This is a genomic window from Microbacterium sp. GW823-FHT02G05, assembly GCF_058797175.1.
This window is the reverse complement of record NZ_JBXAJK010000001.1, coordinates 917,719-939,207: the sequence shown is the minus strand read 5'-3', so window position 1 is coordinate 939,207 and position 21,489 is coordinate 917,719. Positions and strand designations below refer to the sequence as shown.

20 protein-coding genes are annotated in these 21,489 nt (G+C 68.0%); 11 read left to right on the top strand and 9 right to left on the bottom strand.

The genetic code is table 11. The features are described 5' to 3' along the window. Positions 1-63 precede the first annotated feature (63 nt). Positions 64-765 (top strand): NRDE family protein, encoded by a 702-nt coding sequence (locus AC1REM_RS04405; protein WP_492513510.1) that lies wholly within the window; start codon positions 64-66, stop codon positions 763-765. Here AC1REM_RS04405 and AC1REM_RS04400 read toward each other — a convergent pair. Genes AC1REM_RS04400 through AC1REM_RS04390 form a run of 3 tightly spaced genes read right to left on the bottom strand, consistent with a single transcriptional unit; the run spans position 762 to position 3,689 of the window. Then, on the bottom strand, positions 762-1,580 hold the full coding sequence (locus AC1REM_RS04400; protein ID WP_492513509.1) for a siderophore-interacting protein: 819 nt from the start codon (positions 1,578-1,580) through the stop codon (positions 762-764). The two genes, AC1REM_RS04405 and AC1REM_RS04400, sit on opposite strands and share 4 nt — an antisense overlap. Next, positions 1,573-2,646: a FecCD family ABC transporter permease gene (locus AC1REM_RS04395; RefSeq protein WP_492513508.1), complete on the bottom strand. Its 1,074-nt coding sequence runs from the start codon at positions 2,644-2,646 to the stop codon at positions 1,573-1,575. The genes AC1REM_RS04400 and AC1REM_RS04395 overlap by 8 nt, the downstream gene beginning before the upstream one ends. After that, the gene (locus AC1REM_RS04390; protein ID WP_492513507.1) at positions 2,643-3,689 is read right to left on the bottom strand and encodes a FecCD family ABC transporter permease; all 1,047 of its coding nucleotides are present in this window, start codon (positions 3,687-3,689) and stop codon (positions 2,643-2,645) included. The genes AC1REM_RS04395 and AC1REM_RS04390 overlap by 4 nt, the downstream gene beginning before the upstream one ends. A gap of 40 nt (positions 3,690-3,729) precedes the next feature. On the opposite strand from AC1REM_RS04390, the gene AC1REM_RS04385 reads away from it, so the two are divergent. Then, positions 3,730-4,677: an ABC transporter substrate-binding protein gene (locus AC1REM_RS04385; protein WP_492513506.1), complete on the top strand. Its 948-nt coding sequence runs from the start codon at positions 3,730-3,732 to the stop codon at positions 4,675-4,677. Between the two features lie 69 nt (positions 4,678-4,746). Beyond that, entirely contained in the window at positions 4,747-5,532 is a 786-nt protein-coding gene (locus tag AC1REM_RS04380) for an ABC transporter ATP-binding protein (protein WP_492513505.1), read from the top strand. Positions 5,533-5,576: 44 nt separating this feature from the next. On the opposite strand, the gene AC1REM_RS04375 is transcribed toward AC1REM_RS04380, so the two are convergent. The 3 genes from AC1REM_RS04375 to AC1REM_RS04365 all read right to left on the bottom strand — a co-directional run bounded on the left by AC1REM_RS04375 (position 5,577) and on the right by AC1REM_RS04365 (position 9,224). Further along, positions 5,577-6,551: a GlxA family transcriptional regulator gene (locus AC1REM_RS04375; protein WP_492513504.1), complete on the bottom strand. Its 975-nt coding sequence runs from the start codon at positions 6,549-6,551 to the stop codon at positions 5,577-5,579. 222 nt (positions 6,552-6,773) lie between these two features. Next, positions 6,774-7,997 (bottom strand): glycosyltransferase family 4 protein, encoded by a 1,224-nt coding sequence (locus tag AC1REM_RS04370; protein WP_492513503.1) that lies wholly within the window; start codon positions 7,995-7,997, stop codon positions 6,774-6,776. 3 nt (positions 7,998-8,000) lie between these two features. Then, the gene (locus AC1REM_RS04365) at positions 8,001-9,224 is read right to left on the bottom strand and encodes a glycosyltransferase (RefSeq protein WP_492514468.1); all 1,224 of its coding nucleotides are present in this window, start codon (positions 9,222-9,224) and stop codon (positions 8,001-8,003) included. A gap of 148 nt (positions 9,225-9,372) precedes the next feature. Here AC1REM_RS04365 and AC1REM_RS04360 point away from each other — a divergent pair, with 148 nt between their 5' ends. Beyond that, on the top strand, positions 9,373-9,963 hold the full coding sequence (locus AC1REM_RS04360) for a hypothetical protein (RefSeq protein ID WP_492513502.1): 591 nt from the start codon (positions 9,373-9,375) through the stop codon (positions 9,961-9,963). Positions 9,964-10,002: 39 nt separating this feature from the next. On the opposite strand, the gene AC1REM_RS04355 is transcribed toward AC1REM_RS04360, so the two are convergent. Beyond that, entirely contained in the window at positions 10,003-10,413 is a 411-nt protein-coding gene (locus AC1REM_RS04355; protein ID WP_492513501.1) for an MmcQ/YjbR family DNA-binding protein, read from the bottom strand. A gap of 249 nt (positions 10,414-10,662) precedes the next feature. Between AC1REM_RS04355 and AC1REM_RS04350 the strand changes: the two genes are divergently transcribed. The 5 genes from AC1REM_RS04350 to AC1REM_RS04330 all read left to right on the top strand — a co-directional run bounded on the left by AC1REM_RS04350 (position 10,663) and on the right by AC1REM_RS04330 (position 16,186). Next, complete coding sequence (locus AC1REM_RS04350; protein WP_492513500.1) at positions 10,663-11,907, top strand: ROK family transcriptional regulator; 1,245 nt, start codon at positions 10,663-10,665, stop codon at positions 11,905-11,907. A gap of 25 nt (positions 11,908-11,932) precedes the next feature. Then, entirely contained in the window at positions 11,933-12,787 is an 855-nt protein-coding gene (locus AC1REM_RS04345) for an ABC transporter permease (protein WP_492513499.1), read from the top strand. Next, positions 12,784-13,599, top strand: a complete 816-nt coding sequence (locus tag AC1REM_RS04340) for an ABC transporter ATP-binding protein (RefSeq protein ID WP_492513498.1) — start codon at positions 12,784-12,786, stop codon at positions 13,597-13,599. Before AC1REM_RS04345 ends, AC1REM_RS04340 begins: the two co-directional genes overlap by 4 nt. 23 nt (positions 13,600-13,622) lie before the next feature. Beyond that, positions 13,623-14,654: an aliphatic sulfonate ABC transporter substrate-binding protein gene (locus tag AC1REM_RS04335; protein ID WP_492513497.1), complete on the top strand. Its 1,032-nt coding sequence runs from the start codon at positions 13,623-13,625 to the stop codon at positions 14,652-14,654. A gap of 71 nt (positions 14,655-14,725) precedes the next feature. Further along, positions 14,726-16,186, top strand: a complete 1,461-nt coding sequence (locus tag AC1REM_RS04330; RefSeq protein WP_492513496.1) for a sulfatase family protein — start codon at positions 14,726-14,728, stop codon at positions 16,184-16,186. A 68-nt stretch (positions 16,187-16,254) separates the two neighbouring features. On the opposite strand, the gene AC1REM_RS04325 is transcribed toward AC1REM_RS04330, so the two are convergent. Continuing rightward, entirely contained in the window at positions 16,255-19,245 is a 2,991-nt protein-coding gene (locus tag AC1REM_RS04325) for an alpha-mannosidase (RefSeq protein ID WP_492513495.1), read from the bottom strand. A 68-nt stretch (positions 19,246-19,313) separates the two neighbouring features. Here AC1REM_RS04325 and AC1REM_RS04320 point away from each other — a divergent pair, with 68 nt between their 5' ends. Continuing rightward, positions 19,314-20,336, top strand: a complete 1,023-nt coding sequence (locus tag AC1REM_RS04320; RefSeq protein ID WP_492513494.1) for a LacI family DNA-binding transcriptional regulator — start codon at positions 19,314-19,316, stop codon at positions 20,334-20,336. A 28-nt stretch (positions 20,337-20,364) separates the two neighbouring features. On the opposite strand, the gene AC1REM_RS04315 is transcribed toward AC1REM_RS04320, so the two are convergent. Next, the gene (locus AC1REM_RS04315) at positions 20,365-20,907 is read right to left on the bottom strand and encodes a TetR family transcriptional regulator (protein WP_492513493.1); all 543 of its coding nucleotides are present in this window, start codon (positions 20,905-20,907) and stop codon (positions 20,365-20,367) included. An 83-nt stretch (positions 20,908-20,990) separates the two neighbouring features. On the opposite strand from AC1REM_RS04315, the gene AC1REM_RS04310 reads away from it, so the two are divergent. Then, positions 20,991-21,482 carry an FBP domain-containing protein gene (locus AC1REM_RS04310; protein ID WP_492513492.1) on the top strand — a complete coding sequence of 164 codons (492 nt, stop codon included), beginning with the start codon at positions 20,991-20,993 and terminating at the stop codon, positions 21,480-21,482. The last annotated feature ends 7 nt before the right edge of the window (positions 21,483-21,489 follow it).

Below are 21,489 nucleotides of genomic sequence, written 5' to 3'. Positions count from 1 at the left end.
AGACCGACCACTCGATTCGCGGGGACGGGGACGGGCGCCGGTACGGTGCCTAGACTCGAAAACGTGTGCACAGTGATGATCGATGTCGCTCATGATGGCTCCTCCCGTCTGCTGGCGGTGCGGGATGAAGACCCGCACCGCGCGTGGGACCCCATCGGCGAATGGTGGCCCGAGACCTATCCCGGCGTCATCGGCGTGCGCGACCGACGAGCCGGGGGCGCGTGGCTGGCCGCCGACCGGAACTCCGGTCGGCTTGCGGTGCTGCTGAACCGCGCGGATGTCCTGGAGCTCGCCGACACCGAGACGATCTCCCGCGGATCGCTCGCACTCGAGTCCGTGGCGGGGCGTTCACCCGAGGGGCCCCAGCGGATGCACGGGTTCAACCTGCTGGAGGTGTGGGCGGATGGCGCTCGGGTCCTGTCGTGGGATGGCGCCGACCTGCGCGAGACGCCGATTGACGCGGGTGTGCACATGATCGCGCACGATGACCTCGACGACCCGGAGACGCCCCGGATCGCGCGCTGGCTTCCGGAGTTCGCCGAACGCGCGGACGCGTCGACGACGGATGAGGAGTGGTGGCGCCCCTGGGTGTCGCTGCTCGGCGAATCCGCTCGCCTGGATCCCGAAGACGACCGTGCGATCATCCGCGACAACCGTCCGCACGGCTATCCGACGCTCTCCCTGCTCTACGCCGTCGCCGAGGTCTCGCCGACCGGCGTCACCGTGCACGATCGGGAGCTGACCCGTCCGGGTCACTGGGGCTAGGCGCGCACCTCACCGAGACGCCAGTAGCCCGAGAAGGTGATCCGGCTCTTCGCCACACCGCGATCGGCGACCAGATGGCGCCGGATGTTCTGCACGCCGACGCGCTCTCCGCACACCCAGGCGTAGTCGACCTCCTCAGGCAGGGCGCTCTCCCGCACGGCTGCCTCCAGGGCAACGCCGGGCTCGCCGACGCGATCGACCCACCGGACCTGCGCGGCCAGTTCCATGCGGTCGCGGGGATCGGCGGTCTCGATGAAGACGAACGGCTCCGGTTCGTCGAGTGTCGTCTCCAGAATGCGTGCGATCGCGGGGAGCGACGACTCGTCTCCGATGATGACGCGGCTGCGCGCGCCGTCGGGCAATGCGTAGAGCGCGCTGCACTCGCGTACGCCGAGCACGCTTCCCGGGCGGGCACGCAGCGCGAATCGCGACCCTGGTCCCTCGTCGCCATGCACGACGAAGTCGATGTCGAGCTCGGATGCCTCCGGTCGGTGCTCCCGGACCGTGTACCAGCGCAGATCCGGACGCACGTCCTCGGGAAGCTCGGCGACCGCCGCGCGGATCGCTGCAGGGTTCGAGGCATCCGGAAGCACGAGCGGATCGGCCTCGGTGCGCGGCAGGATGAGACCCAGATACTCGTCCGGGCCGACCGTCTCATAATCAGCCAGCTCGGGAGCGTGGATCGTGAGCCGCCGCAGGTGCGGGGTCAGATCCATCACGGCCGTGACCTCAGCCCGGAAGATTCGGCTCATCTCGCGCTGCGGACGCTGCGGTGCACGCTCCTCGCGCTCTCGCACCTCGGTCTTGTCAGGCACGGGCTCTTCCCTCTCTCCACAGCAGCCAGAGGAAGAAGGCTCCTCCGGCGGTGATCGTCACGGCCCCTGCCGGCAGCGGCGCGGGGAAGGCATACAGCGCGATGAGGTCGCTGACGAGAAGCAGCATCGCTCCGACGAGGGCGGATGCTGCGAAGCTCGGCGTCTTCGTCAGACTGCGCGCGATGTGCGGCGCGACGAGAGCGACGAAGGAGATCGGCCCCGCGGTCGCGACGGCGACGGCGACGAGGAGCGTCGCGGCGACCAGGAGCAGCCAGCGAGCGCGCGTCGTGCGTACACCCAGCCCGATCGCGATGCCGTCACCCAGAGCCATGACCCGGGCATCCGCCGACTTCCAGATGAGAAGCGGAGTGATCAGAGCGAGCGCGATGAGCGCCGGAAGAAGATCCGACCAGCTGCGGCCCTGCAGCGAACCAACCAGCCAGGTCTGCGCCGTGGTCGCGCTGGCCACGAAGACCTGTGACAGCACGTAGTCGACGATCGCCATCGCGATGACCGAGAGCGCGATGCCGGTGAGGATGAGCTGCACCCCGTGCAACCCGGATCGCCAGGTCAACAGGACGATCACAGCGGCGACGACGATCGCTCCGACCGCTGCTCCGATCGCGGCCTGATCGACAGAGCCCTCGAACACCAGCATGACCAGGACCGCGCCGACCGCGGCTCCGCTGCTCACGCCGACGACGTCGGGACTCGCAAGCGGGTTGCGGGTCAGTCCCTGGAAGATCGCACCCGCGACGGCGAGGCACGCGCCCACTGTCATCGCGACGAGTGCTCGCGGCAGCCGCCGCCCGAGGACGAAGAACTCCGTCCGCCGATCCGGCGCCTGCCCTCGCAGCGTGTCGATCAGGGCGGCCGGGCTCACGACGTAGTCGCCGAGCATCAGGGCGGCGACCAGGAGCAGCACCAGCGCGAGCGCGAGCACACCGACGACGATCGCCGTGCGGCGGTGATAGCGCATCGACCAGCCGCGGCGGGTGCGGAGTACGCGCTGCTCATCGCCCAGGACGTGCCGAGGCGCGACGATCGGTCGCTCCGTGGTGGTCATGAGAGGGCTCTCCGGCGACGGCCGCTGACGATCGCGATGAGCAGCGGACCTCCGATGAGGGCGGTCACGACACCGACCTGCACCTCGGCTCCGTTGCCGATCACGCGGCCGCAGACGTCGGCGACGAGCAGCAGCACGGGCGATGCGAGCAGCGCGAGCGGAAGGATGATGCGCAGGTCCGGCCCGACGACGCGGCGCAGCAGATGCGGGACGAGCAGTCCGACGAAGGAGATCGGACCGGCGAGCGCGGTCGCGGTTCCGCAGAGCAGAGTGACCGCGAGGAGTACGAGCAGGCGTACAGCTCCGGGGCGAACTCCGAGCGCGATGGCGCTGTCGTCACCGAGCGCCATCATGTTCAGCGATGATGCAAGCAGGAGCGCCAGGATCGTCCCGGCGACGACGAATCCGATCAGCGGCAGCGCGTCCTCGACGGGGCGCGCCGTGAGCGAGCCCACACGCCAGAACCGGAAGCTGTCGAGCACGGTCTCGTTCGACAGCACGATGGCCTGCGATGCCCCGGCCAGCACGGCGGAGAACGCGACGCCGGCCAGGGTGAGTCGCACAGGCGAGCCCGCCACGACCCGGCTCGTCGAGAAGGCGAAGATGACTCCGGCCGCGAGCGCGGCGCCGCCGAGTGCGAACCAGATGGTTCCTCCCGCACCGAGCGTCGCGAAGGCACTGAGCCCGACGACGACGCCGAAAGCGGCACCGGCGTTGACGCCGAGCATCCCGGGGTCCGCGATCGGGTTGCGCGTCAGCGCCTGCATCAGGACTCCGGCGAGGCCCAGCGCCACACCGCAGATGAGCCCGTTGATCGTGCGGTTTACACGGAGTGTGCCCACGATTCCGACGACGTTCTCATCGCCGATTCCCAGCAGTGAGAGAGCCACCTCATCGATCGCCACAGCGCGGGCCCCGATGGCGAGGCTCAGGATGACAGCAGCGACCAGCGCGACGCCGGCGATGACGAAGGGCAGCGCACCGCGCCCGATGCGCTGCGCGGAATCCGCGAGGATCGGTGGAGGAGCTTGTCGGGTAGACACGTTTGGTTAGCCTACCCAAACTGTCTAAGATCATGTGACTGTGAACAGATCTTCGCGCACCCGCTCCTTTCTCGCCGCTGCCTCATCCGTCATCGCCCTCGCGCTCGTCGCGACGGGATGCAGCAGCGCTCCCGCCCCGTCCGAGGCCGAGCCCGCTGCGGCCAGCACCTCGTACACCGTGACCGATGCAATGGGCGAGGTCGAGTTCGACGCCGTTCCCGAGCGCATCGTCGTGCTCGACTCCCCCGCTCTCGACGCGCTGGTCGCCCTGGGCATCACGCCTGTCGGCGCTCCCGAGGTGCGTGCAGGTCAGGGCTTCCCCGCCTACCTCGCCGATGAGCTCGACGGCACTGAGACCGTCGGCAACATCGCCGAGCCCGATATCGACGCGATCGCCAACCTGGCCCCTGATCTGATCATCGGCTCGAAGGTGCGCCACGAGGCCATCTACGACGAGCTCAACGCGATCGCACCGACGGTCTTCGCGAAGGACTCCGGCACCAACTGGACCGAGCAGGCAGAGCTGACGGCCGCCGCGGTCGACCAGTCCGCCGAGATGGATGGCCTCCTCGCACAGGTGTCCGAGCGGGCCGCCGAGGTCGGCGAGGCCGTGAAGGCCACCGGTAAGACGGCGTCGATCGTCCGCTTCCGCACCGACAACTTCCGCCTCTACGGTCCGGGCACGTTCTCGGGCTCGATCCTCGCCGACATGGGCTTCGACCTGGGTGAGCGCGACTGGAACGAGTACTCCATGATGGAGCTCAGCCCTGAGCTCTATGAGCAGATCGACGGCGACATCGTGTTCTACACGACGCCCGGCGGCGACCCGTCTGCGACCAGCTACGCCACGATCTCGACCCTGTGGGGCGGCCTCCCCGGCGTCGCATCCGGCAACGCCTTCGGCGTCGACGACGACACCTGGATGGTCGGCATCGGCGTCATCGGCGCCAACCTGATCCTCGACGACATCGAAGATCAGCTCTCCTGAGCGCGACGGGGCTCCTCATGCAACGATGAGGAGCCCCGCCTTCTCACCCGAACCACCATCAGGAACCCCGTGAACCCGACGACGCCCGCCCTCGAAGCGCACGAGCTGACCGTCACCTACGACCACACCCGCACAGTCGTGAACGGCGTGAGCATCGAAGTGCGGCGGGGGTCATTCACGGTCATCCTCGGCCCCAACGCCTCGGGCAAATCCACCGTGCTGCGCGCACTCGCCCGCGTGCTGCATCCCGCCTCCGGCGAGGTGCGCTTCGACGGCCGCGCGATCGCCGACTACGGGTCGAAAGAGCTGGCCCGTCAGCTCGGGCTACTCCCGCAGGATGCGATCGCACCGGAGGGGATGCGCGTCGTCGACCTCGTCTCCCGCGGACGGCACCCGCATCACACGCCACTGCGCCGCTGGAGCGCAGAGGATGACGAGGCGACGCGTCGCGCCCTCGAGGCGACGCGCACGAGCGATCTCGCGCAGCGGCGCGTCGACGAGCTCTCCGGCGGTCAGCGGCAGCGCGTGTGGGTCGCACTGCTCCTCGCCCAGCAGACGCCCGTCCTGCTGCTCGACGAACCGACAACTTTCCTCGACATCTCGCACCAATATGAGCTTCTCGATCTGCTGCGCACCCTCAACGACGAGGGCAAGACGATCGTCGCGGTGCTGCACGACCTCAACCAGGCCGCACGCTACGCCAGCGACCTGATCCTCATGCAGGACGGCCAGGTGGCCGGCACCGGTTCACCGCAGGAGCTCCTCACCGCAGACCGCATCCGCGACGTCTTCGGGCTGGACGCGCTCGTCGTGCCCGACCCGGTGACAGGCACGCCCATGGTCATCCGCCGCTAATAGCCCGGATCATGCGCGCACGCCCTCGCAATCGAGCATGCGCGCTATGCGACCGACATCTCCGCAGCATCCGCGCATGAGAACCGCGCACGGTACGCCGTGGGCGTCGTATCGAGCACGCGCGTGAAGTTCTGACGCAGCACGGCGGCGGAACCGAAGCCGCACTCATCGGCGATCTGCTCGATGGAGAGGTCCGTGCGCTCCAGCATCCGCTGCGCCTGGATCAGACGCTGCCGGGTGAGCCAGGCTGCCGGCGTCGCCCCATACTCCGCTTTGAAGCGACGAGCGAAGGTGCGCGGCGACATGTGCGCGTGCGCGGCGAGGCGTTCGACCGACAGGTCATCGCGCAGATTCCCCACCGCCCAGGTGGCGATCGGCGCCAGGGACGCGTCCGCGTCGTATGGAATCGGACGGTCGATGAACTGCGCCTGCCCGCCGTCGCGCTGCGGAGGGACGACCATGCGGCGGGCGATGCGATTCGTCGTCTCGGCACCGAGCTCGATGCGCAGGAGTGACAGGCACGCATCGATGCCCGCCGCGGTTCCGGCGCTCGTGATGATGCGGTCGTGGTGCACGAACAGAACATCCGGGTTGACGTCGATCTGCGGGTATCGGCGCGCAAGCTCCCCGGCGTACATCCAGTGCGTCGTCGCACGGCGGCCGTCGAGCACGCCCGCGGCGGCGAGGGCGAACACCCCACTGCACTCACTGACGATCCAGGCGCCGCGCTCGTCGGCCGCGCGGATCGCGTCGAGCACTCGCTCGTCGACCGTGTCCCACATCTCCCGAGGGAAAGGACACACGACCACGACATCGGCCTCGTGCGCAAAGGACAGATCGTGCTCGACGTTGACCGAGAAGCCCATCTTCGACGGCACGACACCGGGTTCTGCGGTCACCACACGGAAGTCCAACTTCGGGATGCCGTCGTCGGAACGATCGAGGCCGAACACTTCGCACGCGATGCCGAACTCGAACGGCGAGAAGTGCGGCTGGATGATGCAGGCGACGGTCTTCATCAGGAACCTCACACGATTGGCGGATTTCCTATGTTCATCGGCATTCCTGCCACTCGTGGCCGTTCTGCGCTGAACGTAGTGTTTCTGCCATGGTACTCATCATCGCACTCACCGCACTAGCCCTCTGGGGTCTCGTCGGCACCGTGCGCGCACTGCGCACGGATGGCTATCGAGCCCTCCCGACCGATCCCCAGCGCGAACACGCTTAGACCGCGGACCTGCTCAGGCGCCGTGCGCCTCGCGCAGCACGCGCTCGTACACCTCGATCATCGCGGCGGTGCGCGATGACTGCGTGAACTCCGCGACCACCGCAGGATGCGGCAACGGCGCGGTGCCCGAGCGGATGTCGGCAGCGGCGACGCGCAACGTCTCCGCGAGCGCGGCAATGCGCGCGGCTTCGTCCGCACCGACATCCGGAACCGCCCACAGGCCACCACGCAGCTCCCCCGCGATGTCCGGGTCGCTCACGATCGTCGGAGTGCCGAGGGTTGCCGCCTCGAACGGCGTCATGCCCTGCGTCTCGAATCCGATCGAGGTCTGCACGACGGCATCCGCCCGCGCGACATGCAGAAGCACGTCGCGATAGCTGACCCGGCCGGCGAAGCGGATGCGCGTGTTCGTCGCACGTGCGGCGATCCGCTCGGCCGCGCGTAGCTGGCCGCCACCGCCGATGATCTCGACATCTGCATCGACGTCGGAGGCCACCACCGCCTCCAGGAACGGCAGGAGACGCTTCTCGGGGCTCATCCGACCGAGCCAGATGAACCGCGGGCGCCGAGGCGCAGCATCCGTCACGTCCTTCGCCACCTCGGCGCGCACCTCTGCGAGCATCTCGTCGTCGATGCCGTTCCAGACGACCTCGACCGGAGAGAAGACGCCGTGCTGCTCGAGCCGACGCGCGAAGTGTCCCGACGGCGCAGTCACCGCGCGCGAGCCCTCAGCGATACCCCGAAGGTAGGCCCACCCGTCGGATCCGGCACCGCCTCCGACCGCGCGGCGGCGCCAGGCGTTGAGGACCCACAGCACCTGTCGGTGCAGCGGCGTGACGGCAGCGATGCCGACCTCGACCCGATTGTGCATCGTGTGCACGACCGGGATGCCGTGCCGCCGGGCGAAGCGGTGTCCGATGAACGCACCCCAGAAGTCGGCCTGCACATGGACGAGATCGACGGGCGGCAGATCACGGAATGCCAGGTCGAGGTAGACGTCCGTGCGCCGCCCCGGCCAGCTCATCGAGTACTCCCGATCGAGCGTGATCGGCATCGATGGCAGGTCGAGGTACCCGGCGTCTCCGGCACCGAGCGCCGCGCGAGGGCCGTGCATGCGCGGGGCGACGACCGTCACCCTGTGCCCTGCACGCTCCAGGTAGGTGCGCTGCAGTCTCATCGACACCTGCGCCCCGCCCAGCGACTCCAGGTGCTGGTCGCCGAAGAAGACGACGTGCACGGACTACTCCGGCAGCGGTTCGTCGCGGTACAGGGCCTCGAACGTGTCGAGCGTGCGCGTGATGTCGTGCACGGCCACACCGTCGAGGGATGCGCGCTGCATCCGTTCGTATTCCGCAGCATCCGCCGTCAGGACCGTCGTGAGACGCTCAGCGAGCACCGCGACGTCTCCCGGGGGGAACAGGTAGCCGTTCTCGCCGTCGTGCACGAGGTGCGGCAGCGCGACAGCATCGGCTGCGACGACCGGCAGTGCCGATGCCATAGCCTCCATCGTCGCGATCGACTGCAGCTCGGCGATCGACGCGATCACGAACACCGAGGCGCGCGAGTACAGCGCGCGCAGGTCCTCGTCACTCACGCGACCGTGGAACGTCACCCGATCCGCGAGGCCGAGGTCTCGCGTCAGGTTCTCGAGGTTCTTGCGCTGGTCGCCGCCGCCCACGATGTCGAACGTGACATCGAGAGCAGAGTCGAGCTTCGTCATCGCATGCAGGATCACGTCGATCTGCTTCTCGGCCGTGAGGCGCCCTACGAAGATGATGCGGTTCTTCTCGCGAGGGCCGACCACGGGCAGGTAGTGCGAGCGGTCGATACCGCAGCTGATCGGGATCACGCCGCTGATGCCGACCGTGCGCTCCAGGAAGTCCGCGGCACGACGCGTCGGCGTCGTCACGGCACGCGTCAGCGCGAAGGTGCGCGCCGCATCCGCCCAGGCCCACTTGACGATCTGGGCGTCCCAGGCGCGCGGCATGGCGGAGTGATCGAGAAGGTTCTCGGCCATCACGTGGTTCGTGGCGATCACCGGGATGCCGCGCTCGTGCGCGATGCGCGCGAGGCCGCGGCCGATGATGATGTGCGACTGGATGTGCACGACGTCGGGCTGAACACGATCGAGCACGGCACGCGCATAGTGCTTAGCGCGCCACGGCCACACGAAACGCAGCCAGTCGTGCGGAGCCCAGCGCACCGACGGCAGGCGGTGCATCGTCATCGGCTCACCCTCGATGACCTCGGTGCGTGCGGCCGCCCGGCGGTACGCCGAGTTGGGGGCGGCGACGTGCACATCGTGCCCGCGCTGGACGAGACCGGCGGCGAGGCGCTCGGCGAACCGCGCAGCGCCATTGATGTCAGGAGCGAAGGTGTCGGCGCCGATGAGGATCTTGAGCGGTCGGGTCGACTGCGCAGGCTCGGACGAGGAGCGATGATCGCCGGGTGAGGTCACGTGGATGCTGCCTTTTCTGGCCCGCGGACAGGGAATGCGCCCAGGTTCGGGCGGAGGCAACTCTACCTGAGCGCGCTGAGCGAGACCGGGTGCCACGACGAGGTGTGCAGAGCCGGTCGGCAGCCGTTCAGCCGTATCCTCTACCGTGGTTGTCATGCGCCTTGACGCCGATGCCGACCCCGCCCGCTGGATCCCCGTGACCGGATCCCTCGGATGGAAGGGACGCCGTCATCGCAAGGCGGCGATCGGGATGCTGCTCGGACAGATGAACCAGGCTGCCGGCGCGACCCCGCGCCCGGGATCCGGGTTCGCCGCCTGGGCGATGAGCCAGGCAGCACCCCTCCTCATGCGCAAGGCCGACGGCCGAGTTCTCGTGTGGACGTGGAAGGCCGAACCCGAGCTCATCGTCGCGATGGCGACCGCGCAAGAGCTCACTCCACAGCTGCGCACGGCGCGCGCGATGATGCCAATCGAGTACGACGACACGGAAGAGTTCCGCAATCCCTACCTCGGTGCGGGCGAGAAGCTCGTGATGGCGATGCCGCCCGAGCCGAAGACGCCGCCCTTCGTCACCTATACGTGGGACACCGGCACGCACCTCATCACTCTGCAGGCGGTCTGCGCCGACAAGGAGCGCTTCGGCACCGTCATCGGAGCGGTCGACGAGATCGCACGCACGCTGCGCACCGTGGAAGACCTCACGCTCGGCGAGACGCCCGGCGTGCTGCGCATCGATCCGGCATAGGCCGAATGACGAGGGCGGATGCTGCGCCGCATCCACCTGCTACTCGAGGCCGTGCTCGGCGAGCCACTCGCGTGCCATGCGCACGGGGATCCGCGTGAGCCACCCATCCGTGATGAGCTCGGCCAGACGCTCGCGATCGATGCGGTCCAGCCGCACCAGCACCGCCGAGTAGCCCTCGAAGTGCGGGATCGTGAAGAGGAACTCCGGCTCGGCGGCGAGCAGCGCGTCCTTGTCTTCCAGGCTCTCCACACGCACCGCGACGACCTCGCCCTCGGGCCATTCCTGCCCGATCTCGTCAAGCTGACGGAGATCCGAACCGTTCGGGCCCCGCACCCACACGACGAGCCCCCGCGTCGTGCGCCACATCGGCTCGCCTGTGAACCCGCTGGCGCGCTCCTCGACCGTGGGGAGCGCCAGCGCGATCTCACGGACGTCGTCAACGGAGGCCATGCTCCATCGTCACACCGCGATGATCCTGCCTCAATGCCTCTGCGCTTCGGAGGAGATCTGCGCAAAGGAGGATGAATCTGCCAGATCAGCCCTCCGGAACGAGGATCCCCTCCGAAACGACGCACGATTCTGCACGGCGGGAGCGTCAGAAATTCTTCCGGGCGTCTTTTCGAAAATGTTATGGAAAATATCGGGCGGAATTATGTCGGTAAGTTGACGGAAAAAATCGGCGTTCCTAGCGTTGCACCCATGCCAATGCCCACTGGAGTGCATGCACTCGTCAGACGAACACACGAAGGCCGTGTGCTTCAGCTGCTGCGCGAGCACGGCGGGATGACCCGCGCGGAGATCGCCACCCACATCGGACTCTCTCGCACGACGCTCTCGGAGATCTCGGGAGACCTCATCGAGCGCGGCGTGATCTCGGTCACGCAGGATGCCGCGCCTCGCGCCGGACGCGGACGTCCCGCCGAGATCCTCACCCTCGATCCCGCAGCCGGACAGTACGCCGGAGTCGACTTCTCGCACCGCCGCGTGCGGATCGTGTTCGCCAACGCCGCCCACGAGATCATCGCCTCCGACACCGCCGCCTACGACACCGGCGTGGACTGGCCCGCGCGCGTCCGCCTCAGCCTCGACCTCATCGCACAGATGAGCGCGAGCCCCGCCCTGCACCTCGACGGATTGCGGGGCGTCGCGATCGGCTTCCCCGGTCCGTTCTCCTCCCGTCTGCCGCGGCGCGACACCGAACCCGTCGCCGAAGCACGACGTGCGGGCGCCGAGTACGTGCGCAGCGCATTCGAAACCCACTTCGCGATGCCGATCCTCATCGACAACAACACACGCCTCGCCGCACTGGCGGAGGCTGCGGGCGATGTCGGCGCCCCCACCGAGCATCTGCTCTACATGCGCCTCTCCGCAGGAATCGGCGGTGGCCTCGTGATCGGCGGACGCCTGGTCGGCGGCGCGGCCGGATTCGCCGGTGAGCTCGGTCACATCACCGTCCCCGGTTCACAGGCGGACTGCGCCTGCGGCAAGCGCGGATGCCTCGAGACCGTCGCATCCCTCGGCGGCATCCTCCAGCGCTGCGCCGACGCCGGACTGTCCGCGACGACCCTGGCCGACGTCACCGCCGCAGCAGAGAAGGGCGACCCGCTCGTTCTCGGAATCCTGCGCGCCGTCGGCGAGTCCGTCGGGCACGTCCTCGGCTCGCTCGCCGTCGCGACGAACCCGGCAGAGATCGTGATCGGCGGCGAGGTCGCCGACATCTCCCCCGTGATCATCGATCAGATCGCGGCGACCGTCGGCTACGAGCTCGTCCCGTTCAGTGAGTTCTCACCCCGCATCCGACGCACGGTCCTCGGCGACGAGGCCGGTGCGATCGGCGGCATCATCGCGCTGCTGCGCAACTCCCCCCTGCTCGTCGGCTACGGCGAACTCCACGGGGAGAGCGCACGCGCCGAAACCCTAGTGCGAAGGAGCACCCGCAAGTGACCCGTCCATCCCGAGGAGGAACGCCATGCCCTCGATGAGTGACAATCTCGTCATGGGGAGCACCCCCGAAACCGCGACATCCGCGAATCCTGTGCCGACGACCCGTGCGCGCGCCCGTCGCGACAAGAAAGACAGCGGCAAGAAGCGGATGCTGCTGCTGAGCGCGATCAGCATCGCGGCCGGCATCGGCATCTGGTGGCTGCTCTCCGTCAGCGGCTTCCGTCTTCCGACCCCTGTCGAGGTCGTCGTCCGCGCCGGTGAGCTCGCCGCCGACGGCACGCTCGGCTCCGACATCGTCGCCAGCCTCACCCGCGTGCTGATCGGCTTCGCGCTCGGCACGGCTGTCGCCATCCCGGTCGGCTTCCTCATGGGCTGGTACGCCTGGGCGCGCGGACTCATCGAGCCGTGGATCCAGTTCTTCCGCACCATCCCGCCCCTCGCGATCATCCCGCTGGCGATCGTGCTGCTCGGCATCGGCGAGGAGCCGAAGATCCTCGTCATCTTCCTCGCGGCGTTCTTCTCCTGTGTCATCTCGACCTTCCAGGGCGTCGTGAACGTGGACCGCACGCTCATCAACGCGGCACGCGTGCTCGGCTCGAACGACGCCGGGATCTTCGTGCGCGTCGTCGTGCCGGCATCCGTGCCCTTCATCCTCGTCGGCATGCGGGTCGGCCTCGGCGCCGCCTGGGCGACCCTGGTCGCCGCCGAGCTCATCGCCGCACAGGCCGGTCTCGGATACCGGATGCAGCAGGCACAGCTCTACTACGACCTCCCGACGATCTTCGTCGGACTCATCGTCATCGGCGTGCTCGGCCTGGTCATGGACCGCCTGCTGCTGCTCGCCGAGAAGAAGCTCACGAAATGGCAGGAACGTCGATGACCGCCCAGACGCTGGACCCGCAGCAGCCGCGCATCTCGGTGCGCAACGTCACCAAGACCTTCGACCTGAAGGGCGAGGCCTTCTACGCCCTCGACGACGTCTCGCTCGACGTCGCGGACAACGAGTTCATCACCGTCGTCGGACCCTCCGGATGCGGCAAGTCGACGCTCATGAACATCCTCGCCGGCCTCGACGCACCGACCAGCGGAGAGGCTCTCGTCGACGGCAAGGCCGTGCGAGGCCCCGGCCCTGACCGCGGTGTGATCTTCCAGCAGTACGCGCTCTTCCCCTGGCTCACGGTGCGCAAGAACGTCGAGTTCGGCCTGAAGACCGCCGGCCTCGGTGCCAAGGAGCGCCGTGCGAAGGCCGAGCACTTCATCGAGATGGTGGGGCTCTCCGACTTCGCCGATGCCCTGCCGAAGATGCTCTCCGGAGGCATGAAGCAGCGCTGCGCGATCGCTCGCGCCTACGCCGTCGACCCCAGCATCCTGCTCATGGACGAACCCTTCGGCGCGCTCGACGCCCTCACCCGCGTGAAGCTGCAGGAGCAGCTGCTCGACACGTGGAGCCGCGAGAAGCGCACCGTCATGTTCATCACCCACGACGTCGACGAGGCCGTGTTCCTCGCCAACCGCGTCGTGGTGATGGCGGCCCGCCCCGGCCGCATCTACGACGTCATCGACGTCGACCTGCCCTACCCCCGCACGGAGGAGATGCGCCTCAGCCCGGAGTTCACCGAACTCCGCAACCGGGTGTGGAGCGCCGTCTACCACCAGACCCCCGGACACCGATCCACCCCCGCTGTCGCCTGACAGCTCAACGCACAAGGAACCTCATGAACATCAGGAAATCGCGCCGCGGCATCGTCGCCGTCGCCGTCGCTGCTGCTGCCGCCCTCGCGCTGGCCGCCTGCGCCCCCGCCGCCCAGGCTCCCGCCGCGGACGGCGAGAGCGCTGCTCCCGCCGTCGAGTTCCCGAAGATCCGCTTCGGGTACATCGCCGACTTCAACGGTGCGAGCCTGCTCGCGATCGCGGATGCCGAAGGCCTGTGGGACAAGCACGGACTCGAGGTGGAGACGCCCGTCTTCACGAACGGACCGCTGCAGATCCAGGCTCTGGGCACGAACGACCTCGACTTCGGATACATCGGCCCCGGCGCCATGTGGCTGCCGGCATCCGGTCAGGCCGAGGTCGCCGCGATCAACAGCCTCGGCAACGCCGACCGCGTGATCGCACAGCCCGGCATCACCTCCCTCAAGGACCTCAAGGGCAAGAAGATCGCCGTTCCCGAGGGCACCTCGGGCGACATGATCCTCACGATGGCTCTCAAGTCCGTCGGCCTCACGATCAACGACGTCGAGAAGGTCGCGATGGATCCGGCCACCGTCGTCGCCGCGTTCTCCTCGCAGCAGGTGGATGCCGCAGGCATCTGGTACCCGCTGATCAACACGATCGAGGCGCAGGTGCCCGACCTTGAGATCCTCGCGGAGAACGAGGACTTCTCCGACGAGGTCGCGTTCCCGAGCGCCTTCGTCGCGAACCCCGCGTTCACGAAGGCGAACCCGGAGGCCACCGAGGCCGTGCTCGCCGTGCTCCGCGAGGCGATGGACTTCCGCGCCGCGAACATCGACGAGACCGTCGAGCTCACCGCGAAGATGCTCAAGGGCGACGCGGCGGGCTTCGCCTCTGACGCGAAGAACGCGAAGTACCTGACAGCCGCCGAGCTCGACGCCCTGACCGAGGACGGCACGGTCGCCACCTGGCTCACGAGCCTGAACGAGTACTTCGTCTCGGCCGGGAAGCTCGACAAGCCCACCGACGCGTCGACGTACTACCTCGGCGAGCAGTTCGTCAGCGCCGGCAAGTAACACGAAAGTCCTGCGGGGCGGGTGGACTGCACTCTGCCCGCCCCGCATCAGCCCCACCCCTCCTGGAACGAATGAGGAAGATGAACGACCAGAACCGCCGCCCGAATATCGTGTTGGTTTTGACGGATGATCATGCGTCGCATGCGATCGGTGCGTATGGGTCGGTGGTGAATGCGACACCGCGGATTGATGAGATCGCGGCGGCGGGTGTGCGACTCGACAACTGTTTCTGCACGAACGCGTTGTGCACCCCGAGTCGGGCGTCGATCCTGACCGGGACATACAGTCATGTGAATGGGGTGACGACGTTGGAGACGCCGATTGATGCGTCGCAGCCCACGTTCGTGTCGCAGTTGCAGCAGGCGGGGTATCGCACCGCGATTGTCGGGAAGTGGCATATGGGTGAGGGGCCAGGGCACGACCCGGAAGGGTTTGACTATTGGGCGGTGCTGCGGGATCAGGGCGAGTACTTCGACCCGCAGATCCTCACGAAAGACGGGGTGCAGATCGTGCCCGGGTATGCGACGGATGTGATCACCGACCTGTCACTGAACTGGCTGGAGTCGTTGGACGGCGACGAGCCGTGGTGCATTCTGATTCATCACAAGGCGCCGCATCGGCCGTGGGAGCCGGATGAGAAGCACAAGGGCATGTATGCGGACCCGATCCCGGTGCCGGCGACGTTCGATGACGACTACGCGACACGCTCCTCGGCCGCGCACCGGGCGGCGATGCGGATCGCGGACCACCTCACCCTCACCGACCTGAAGCAGATGCCCCCGGAGGGGCTCACCTACGAGCAGGCCGCGCTGTGGAAGTACCAGCGGTACATGGAGGACTACCTCGCCTGCGTCGCGTCCGTCGACGACAACGTCGGCCGGGTCATCGACTGGCTGCGTGAGCGTGACCAGCTCGACGACACCATGATGATGTACACCTCCGACCAGGGGTTCTTCCTCGGAGACCACGGCTGGTTCGACAAACGGTTCATGTACGACGAATCGCTGCGCATGCCGCTGGTGATCTCCTACCCGGCCCGCATCCCCGCCACCGACACCCCGATCGAGCAGATCGTCACCAACGTCGACTTCGCGCAGACCATCCTCGACGCCGCCGGCCTCCCCGCACACCCCCGCATGCAAGGCGTCAGCATCTGGCCGCACCTCACCACCACCCCCGACGCGCCCACCCGTGCGGCGATGTACTACCGGTACTTCGAGAACGACGACATCAACCACCACGCCCTCGCCCACTACGGCATCCGCACCGACACCCACAAACTCATCTACTTCTACAACGACGGCCTCGGCCTCCCCGGATCCTCCCCCCACACCTACCCACCCGAATGGGAAATGTACGACCTGGCCACCGACCCCGAAGAAATGCACAACATCTACCACGACCCGGCATACGCCGACATCCGCGAAGAACTCAAAGCCGCACTCTGGACGCTGCAAGCAGAGCTCCTCGACGAACCCCACCACACCCAACCCGTGCCGAGTCTGCTCTCCGCAGCGAACACGGCGGACTGAGGTTCCGCACAGCATCCCCCCAACGACAAAGGGCCGCACCCGTCGGGGTGCGGCCCTTTGTCTGTGACTCAGCGGGTGATGCGCACGGTGCGAACCTCGAACGGCCGCAGCCTCAGCTCGCCGCCGACGCGGGCGCCCTCCAGGGCGTCTTCGATGAGCGTGACCTCGCGCACCTCGCGGTGCTCGAAGCCGACCTTCAGCGAGCCGACGGTGCGACGACCCAGCGACTCGTAGACGCGCACGATCACGTCACCGGAGCCGTCGTCGGCGAGCTTGACGCCCGAGACGATGATGCCCTCGCCCTCGACGGCGACGAGCGGCTCGACGTCGTTGCCTCCGCGCACCGTGGTGGCCGGAGCGTTGAGCTCGATACCCGCACGCGTCGCCTCGGCGACATCCGCGCCGATGACCATGCCCACCGTGATCACGTGCACGCCGTGATCGGTGTCGGGGTCGGGGAAGCGCGGGGCGCGCAGCAGCGACAGCCGCACGTTCGTCGTGATCGCGTCATCAGCGACCTCGCGCGTGGTGTCGTAACCGTAGATCGAGTCGTTCACGAGCGCGACACCGAAGTCCGCTTCGCGCACGAGCACGAAACGGTGCATCGAGGTCTCGAACTTCGCCGCCTCCCAGCTCGTGTTCGTGTGGGTCACGCGCGACTGGTAGCCGAACTGCGTCTCGGCATCCGTGTGCGACGCCTGCACGTCGAGCGGGAAGGCGAGCTTGAGCAGCTTCTCGGTCTCGCGCCAGTCGATCGTGTTGACGATCTGCACGGTGCGCTCCCCCGGGGCGAGCGTCAGCGTCTGCACGATCGTCGACTCCGAGAAGGCACGCTCGATGACGACCTCGGCGACGCCGTCGACCAGGCGTGACGTGAGCGCGGTGACATCGCGCAGGTCGCTGACCCGGTTGCGGTAGTACTTGTCGATGTCCCAGGCGTCCCACATGTTCGGGAAGTCCTGGTGCAACTGCAGGAGGTTCGCTGCCGCGCCCTCCGCGACGGCTTCCCGGCCGGTCGCGAGGTCGATCGCCGAGACGATGAGCCCCTCCGCCGAGATCGTCACGCGCACAAGCTCGTTCTGCAGCACGATGCTGTCGCCGGCGGCATCCAGCGTGACAGCATCCGCGGATGCCACAGCGGCCGTCGCACCGAGCGCGAGCGGACCCGCGACCGACACCGGCGAGAAGACGAGCTCGCGCTCCCCCTCGCCCGCCAGCGACTGGCGCGCGGCGTCAGAGATCGCACGCGCCCGTGTGATGACGTCTTCCAGCACGGCCACGGCTTCGCGGTGCACCCACGCGATCGAGGTGCCGGGCAGGATGTCGTGGAACTCGTGCAGCAGCACCTGCTGCCACAGCGCGTCGAACTCGTCCTGCGGGTAGGCGGCACCGGTGCGCACGGCGTCGGTCGCGGCCCACAGCTCGGCCTCGATGAGCGCGTGCTCCGCCCAGCGGTGGCGCGACTTCGTGCCGTGCTGGCTCGTGAGCGTGCCGCGGTGCAGTTCGAGGTAGAGCTCACCGACCCACACTGCGGGGTGCGGAAGCTCTGCCTTGGCCGCGTCGAAGAAGGCATCCGGATGCTGCCACTCGACGCGCGCGCTGCCTTCGAGGTCGTTCATGCGGCGAGCGCGCCCCACCATCTCGCGGGTCGTGCCGCCGCCGCCGTCTCCCCAGCCCACCGGTGCGATGGAGCGCGACGACAGACGGTTCTCCTTGAACTGGCGGGCGGCCTTGGCGACCTCCATGCCCGACAGCTGCGAGTTGTAGGTGTCCATCGACGGGAAGTGCGTGAACATCTGCGAACCGTCGATGCCCTCCCAGAGGAAGGTGTGGTGTGGGAAGACGTTCTGCTGGTTCCAAGAGATCTTCTGCGTGAAGAACCACTCGAAGCCCGCGCGGCGCATGAGCTGCGGCAGAGCCGGCGAGTAGCCGAAGCTGTCGGGCAGCCAGACACCCTTCGAGCGCATGCCGAACTCGCGCTCGAAGAAGCGCTGGCCGTGCGAGAACTGGCGTACGAGTGACTCGCCGGTGGGCATGACGGTGTCGGATTCGACCCACATGCCACCGAGCGGCAGGAAGCGCCCCTCGGCGACAGCGGCCTTGACGCGCGCGAACACCTCGGGACGGTGCTCCTTGAGCCAGGCGTACTGCTGGGCGCTCGACATCCCGTACTGGAACTCCGGCTCCTCGTCGAGCAGTGCCGTCATCGACGAGGAGGTCCGGGCGACCTTTCGGATCGTCTCACGCACCGGCCACAGCCAGGCCGAGTCGATGTGGGCATGGCCGATCGCGGCGATGCGGTGCGCGCTCGCCTCGGCCGGCGCCGAGAGCACCTCGACGAGTTCGGCGCGGGCATCGGCGGCGGTCTCGATGATGCGCTGCAGATCGAGCACATCGAGGGCGTTGTCCATCGCCTGCAGGATGCGCATGCGGCGCGGCGCGGTCGCGGGCAGCTCTGCCTGCAGCTCGAAGAGCACCTCCAGGTCGAGCGAGAGCTCGAAGACATCCGACTCGAACAGCACGAGGTCCATCTGGCGCGTGCGGTAGAGCTTGTCCTTCGAAGAGGTCAGGATGTCGCCCTCCTGCGTCGGCAGGAAGGGGTGGTAGTCGAGCAGCACCGGGTTGGAGGCGGCTTCGAGATAGAGCTCGACCGCTTCCTCGCCCTCTGCGTTCTCGGCGATGGGCACCCACTGGTTGCGCGGGTTGAGGCTCTTCACCGGGGTTCCGTCGGCGCGGTAGGCGAGCGCCTCGCACTGGAATCCTGTCATGTTGATGTCGAAGCCCAGGTCGATGCGCGCCTCGACGCGGCGCCCCGCCCACTCCGCGGGGATGGTGCCGGTCACCTTGAACCAGGTCGTCCCCCACGCCGGTCCCCACATCGTTCCGACCTCGGTCGGGGTGTAGTCGAGCGCGATGCCCTCGCTCGGCGCGATAGGCTCACCAGCAAGCTCGTGAATCTCCACTGTGAGGGCTTTGGACGCCGAGTGAACAGTGGGGCGGATGCGCTCGTCAAGCACGCGCTTGACGCGGCCGACGGTGAGCGAGGTGTCGTCATGCATGGGGCAATCTCCGAGGGTGGTTCACAGCAACTATCACGGGAACTAAAACGATCTAGTACGGTGAGTCTATGACACCGGGCAAGCGCGTGACGATCTCGGACATCGCCCGACTCGCGGGGGTGTCCGTCGGCGCTGTGTCGTTCGCGCTGAACGACCGTCCTGGTGTCAGCGAGGACACGCGCAAACGCATCCTCGCGATCGCACAGGAGCTGCAATGGCAGCCGAGTTCGGCCGCCCGCGCACTCGTCGGATCCCGCGCCGGGGTCATCGGGCTGGCGGTCAACCGCCCGGCCCGCACGCTCGGCACCGAGGCGTTCTTCACCGACCTCATCGCCGGCATCCAGTCGGGCCTCTCGGCCACGCAGGTCGGCATGCACTTGCGACTCGTGTCGTCGATCGACGAAGAGATCACGACCTATCGTCGCTGGCACAGCTCGCACCAGGTCGACGGCGTGATCGTGATCGATCCCCGCGAAGACGACCCGCGTCTCACCGCGCTCGCATCGATGGGCGCCAAGGCCGTCGTCGTCGGCTCCCACCCCTCCCCCGACGGCAAGGCACCGACCGTCTGGATCGACGACGCGCAGGCTGCGCACACCCTGTTCGACTACCTCGTCGCCCTCGGACACCGGCACATCGCGTACATCACCGGTCCCGCCGAGTTCGAGCACACCACGCTGCGTGCGGGTGTGCTGCACGAGCTGGAGGCGCGCGGCGTGCGCGCGGAGACGATCATCACGGACTTCTCGTCACAGCGCACGGCCGAAGCCACGCGTGGCCTGCTGAGCCGCACGGCACGGCCGACCGCGATCGTCTACGACAACGACGTGATGGCGGTCGCTGGACTCCGCGTCACACAGGAGATGGGCATCACGGTTCCCGACGCCCTGTCCCTCGCATCGTTCGACGACTCCGTGATCGCCGACCTCGTGCATCCGTCGATCACCTGCCTCACCCGCGACACGTTCGAACTCGGCGAGACGGCCACTCGCCTGCTGCTCGAGCAGATCGACTCCCCCGTCGCGCTGCCGAGCCTCTCCGGCCCACTGCCGCGACTCACCGTGCGCGAGAGCACCGCCGCGGCCCGCTGAACCGGCCACACTTGTCGGCGGACGCGGGTCAGTCAGAGAGTTCGCGCTCGATCGCTTCTCGCAGAACCACCGCGGGCGCCGCCACGAGGCCCGACGAGATCTGTCGAGCCGCCGCGAGGCCGAACGCAAGCAGCAGGAGCCGCACGGCGGCTCCCTGCGCCGCCGCATCACCTCCGAGGCACGATGCCAGAGCCTCCGCAAGCAGCAAGAAGCTCCGCGTGAACGCAGGCGCGAAGGCCCTCTCCGTCTGCGCATAGCGCCAGGCATCCGCCCAGACATCCAACGCGCCGTCGGGCCGGTCGAAGCCGTCGAAGAAGGCCGCAGCCGCGGCCGGGCCCGGCTCGCGTCCGACGGCGACGAAGTCGTCGCTCTCACTCTCCACCCAGACCAGCCACGCCTCGGCGACGAGCTCCGCCGCCCCGGAGAAGCGATGGCTCACGAGCCCTGCGGAGACTCCGGCCTCTGCGGCGACGGCACGCGTCGTGACCGCCGAGAGCCCGTCACGAGCGAGCACCCGCACGGCAGCGCGCACCAGGTCGGCGCGCCGCTCATCCTTCGGCAGGTAGGACATGAGGCTCCCTTTGTCAGTCTTCAAATTGTACATCTGCCCAAATTGGACATACGCTCAATTTCGTCACACGAGAGAGAAGAGCCATGCAGCCGATGTCCCCCGCCCAGGTGCGCGCGTCGCTCCGCAACGTCGACGAGCGTGCCCGCCACACCATGCAGCTGCCCCGCGATCTGTCCACGCTCGACTGGGCTGGCCGCGACGCCCTGGCCTGGCGCGATCCGCGGGCTCGACATCGCGGCTACATCGTGCGTTGGCATTGCAACCGACCCGAGGGCGTCCTGCTCAGAGTCGGCGCCTCACCGGCGCGTCCCGACCGCGCAGTGATGTGCAGTCTCTGCCGATTCACGGCACGGTTCGACGAGGTCGTCCTTCTGACAGCGCCACGGAGCGGGAGCGCCGGGCTTCGCGGCGATGCGGTCGGGATTCTCGCCTGCGAAGATCTCGGATGCCACCGCAAGCTGCGCTCACCGCCCGCGCCAGGTTCGCTCGATGCGTCGATCGACGAGATCATCTCGACCCGGATCGACGGCTTCGAATCGCGACTCGACGCCTTCTTCCGCGCCGTGCTCCGTTGAGCGCGCG

Excerpts from the sequence above, each read along its gene's own strand:
- AC1REM_RS04340 (WP_492513498.1), top strand. The coding sequence starts at position 12,784 with ATGACCGCCCAGACGCTGGACCCGCAGCAGCCGCGCATCTCGGTGCGC.
- AC1REM_RS04335 (WP_492513497.1), top strand. The coding sequence starts at position 13,623 with ATGAACATCAGGAAATCGCGCCGCGGCATCGTCGCCGTCGCCGTCGCT.
- AC1REM_RS04310 (WP_492513492.1), top strand. The coding sequence starts at position 20,991 with ATGCAGCCGATGTCCCCCGCCCAGGTGCGCGCGTCGCTCCGCAACGTC.
- AC1REM_RS04345 (WP_492513499.1), top strand. The coding sequence starts at position 11,933 with ATGCCCTCGATGAGTGACAATCTCGTCATGGGGAGCACCCCCGAAACC.
- AC1REM_RS04360 (WP_492513502.1), top strand. The coding sequence starts at position 9,373 with ATGCGCCTTGACGCCGATGCCGACCCCGCCCGCTGGATCCCCGTGACC.
- AC1REM_RS04350 (WP_492513500.1), top strand. The coding sequence starts at position 10,663 with ATGCCAATGCCCACTGGAGTGCATGCACTCGTCAGACGAACACACGAA.
- AC1REM_RS04325 (WP_492513495.1), bottom strand. The coding sequence starts at position 19,245 with ATGCATGACGACACCTCGCTCACCGTCGGCCGCGTCAAGCGCGTGCTT.
- AC1REM_RS04330 (WP_492513496.1), top strand. The coding sequence starts at position 14,726 with ATGAGGAAGATGAACGACCAGAACCGCCGCCCGAATATCGTGTTGGTT.
- AC1REM_RS04375 (WP_492513504.1), bottom strand. The coding sequence starts at position 6,551 with ATGAAGACCGTCGCCTGCATCATCCAGCCGCACTTCTCGCCGTTCGAG.
- AC1REM_RS04315 (WP_492513493.1), bottom strand. The coding sequence starts at position 20,907 with ATGTCCTACCTGCCGAAGGATGAGCGGCGCGCCGACCTGGTGCGCGCT.
- AC1REM_RS04395 (WP_492513508.1), bottom strand. The coding sequence starts at position 2,646 with ATGACCACCACGGAGCGACCGATCGTCGCGCCTCGGCACGTCCTGGGC.
- AC1REM_RS04320 (WP_492513494.1), top strand. The coding sequence starts at position 19,314 with ATGACACCGGGCAAGCGCGTGACGATCTCGGACATCGCCCGACTCGCG.
- AC1REM_RS04355 (WP_492513501.1), bottom strand. The coding sequence starts at position 10,413 with ATGGCCTCCGTTGACGACGTCCGTGAGATCGCGCTGGCGCTCCCCACG.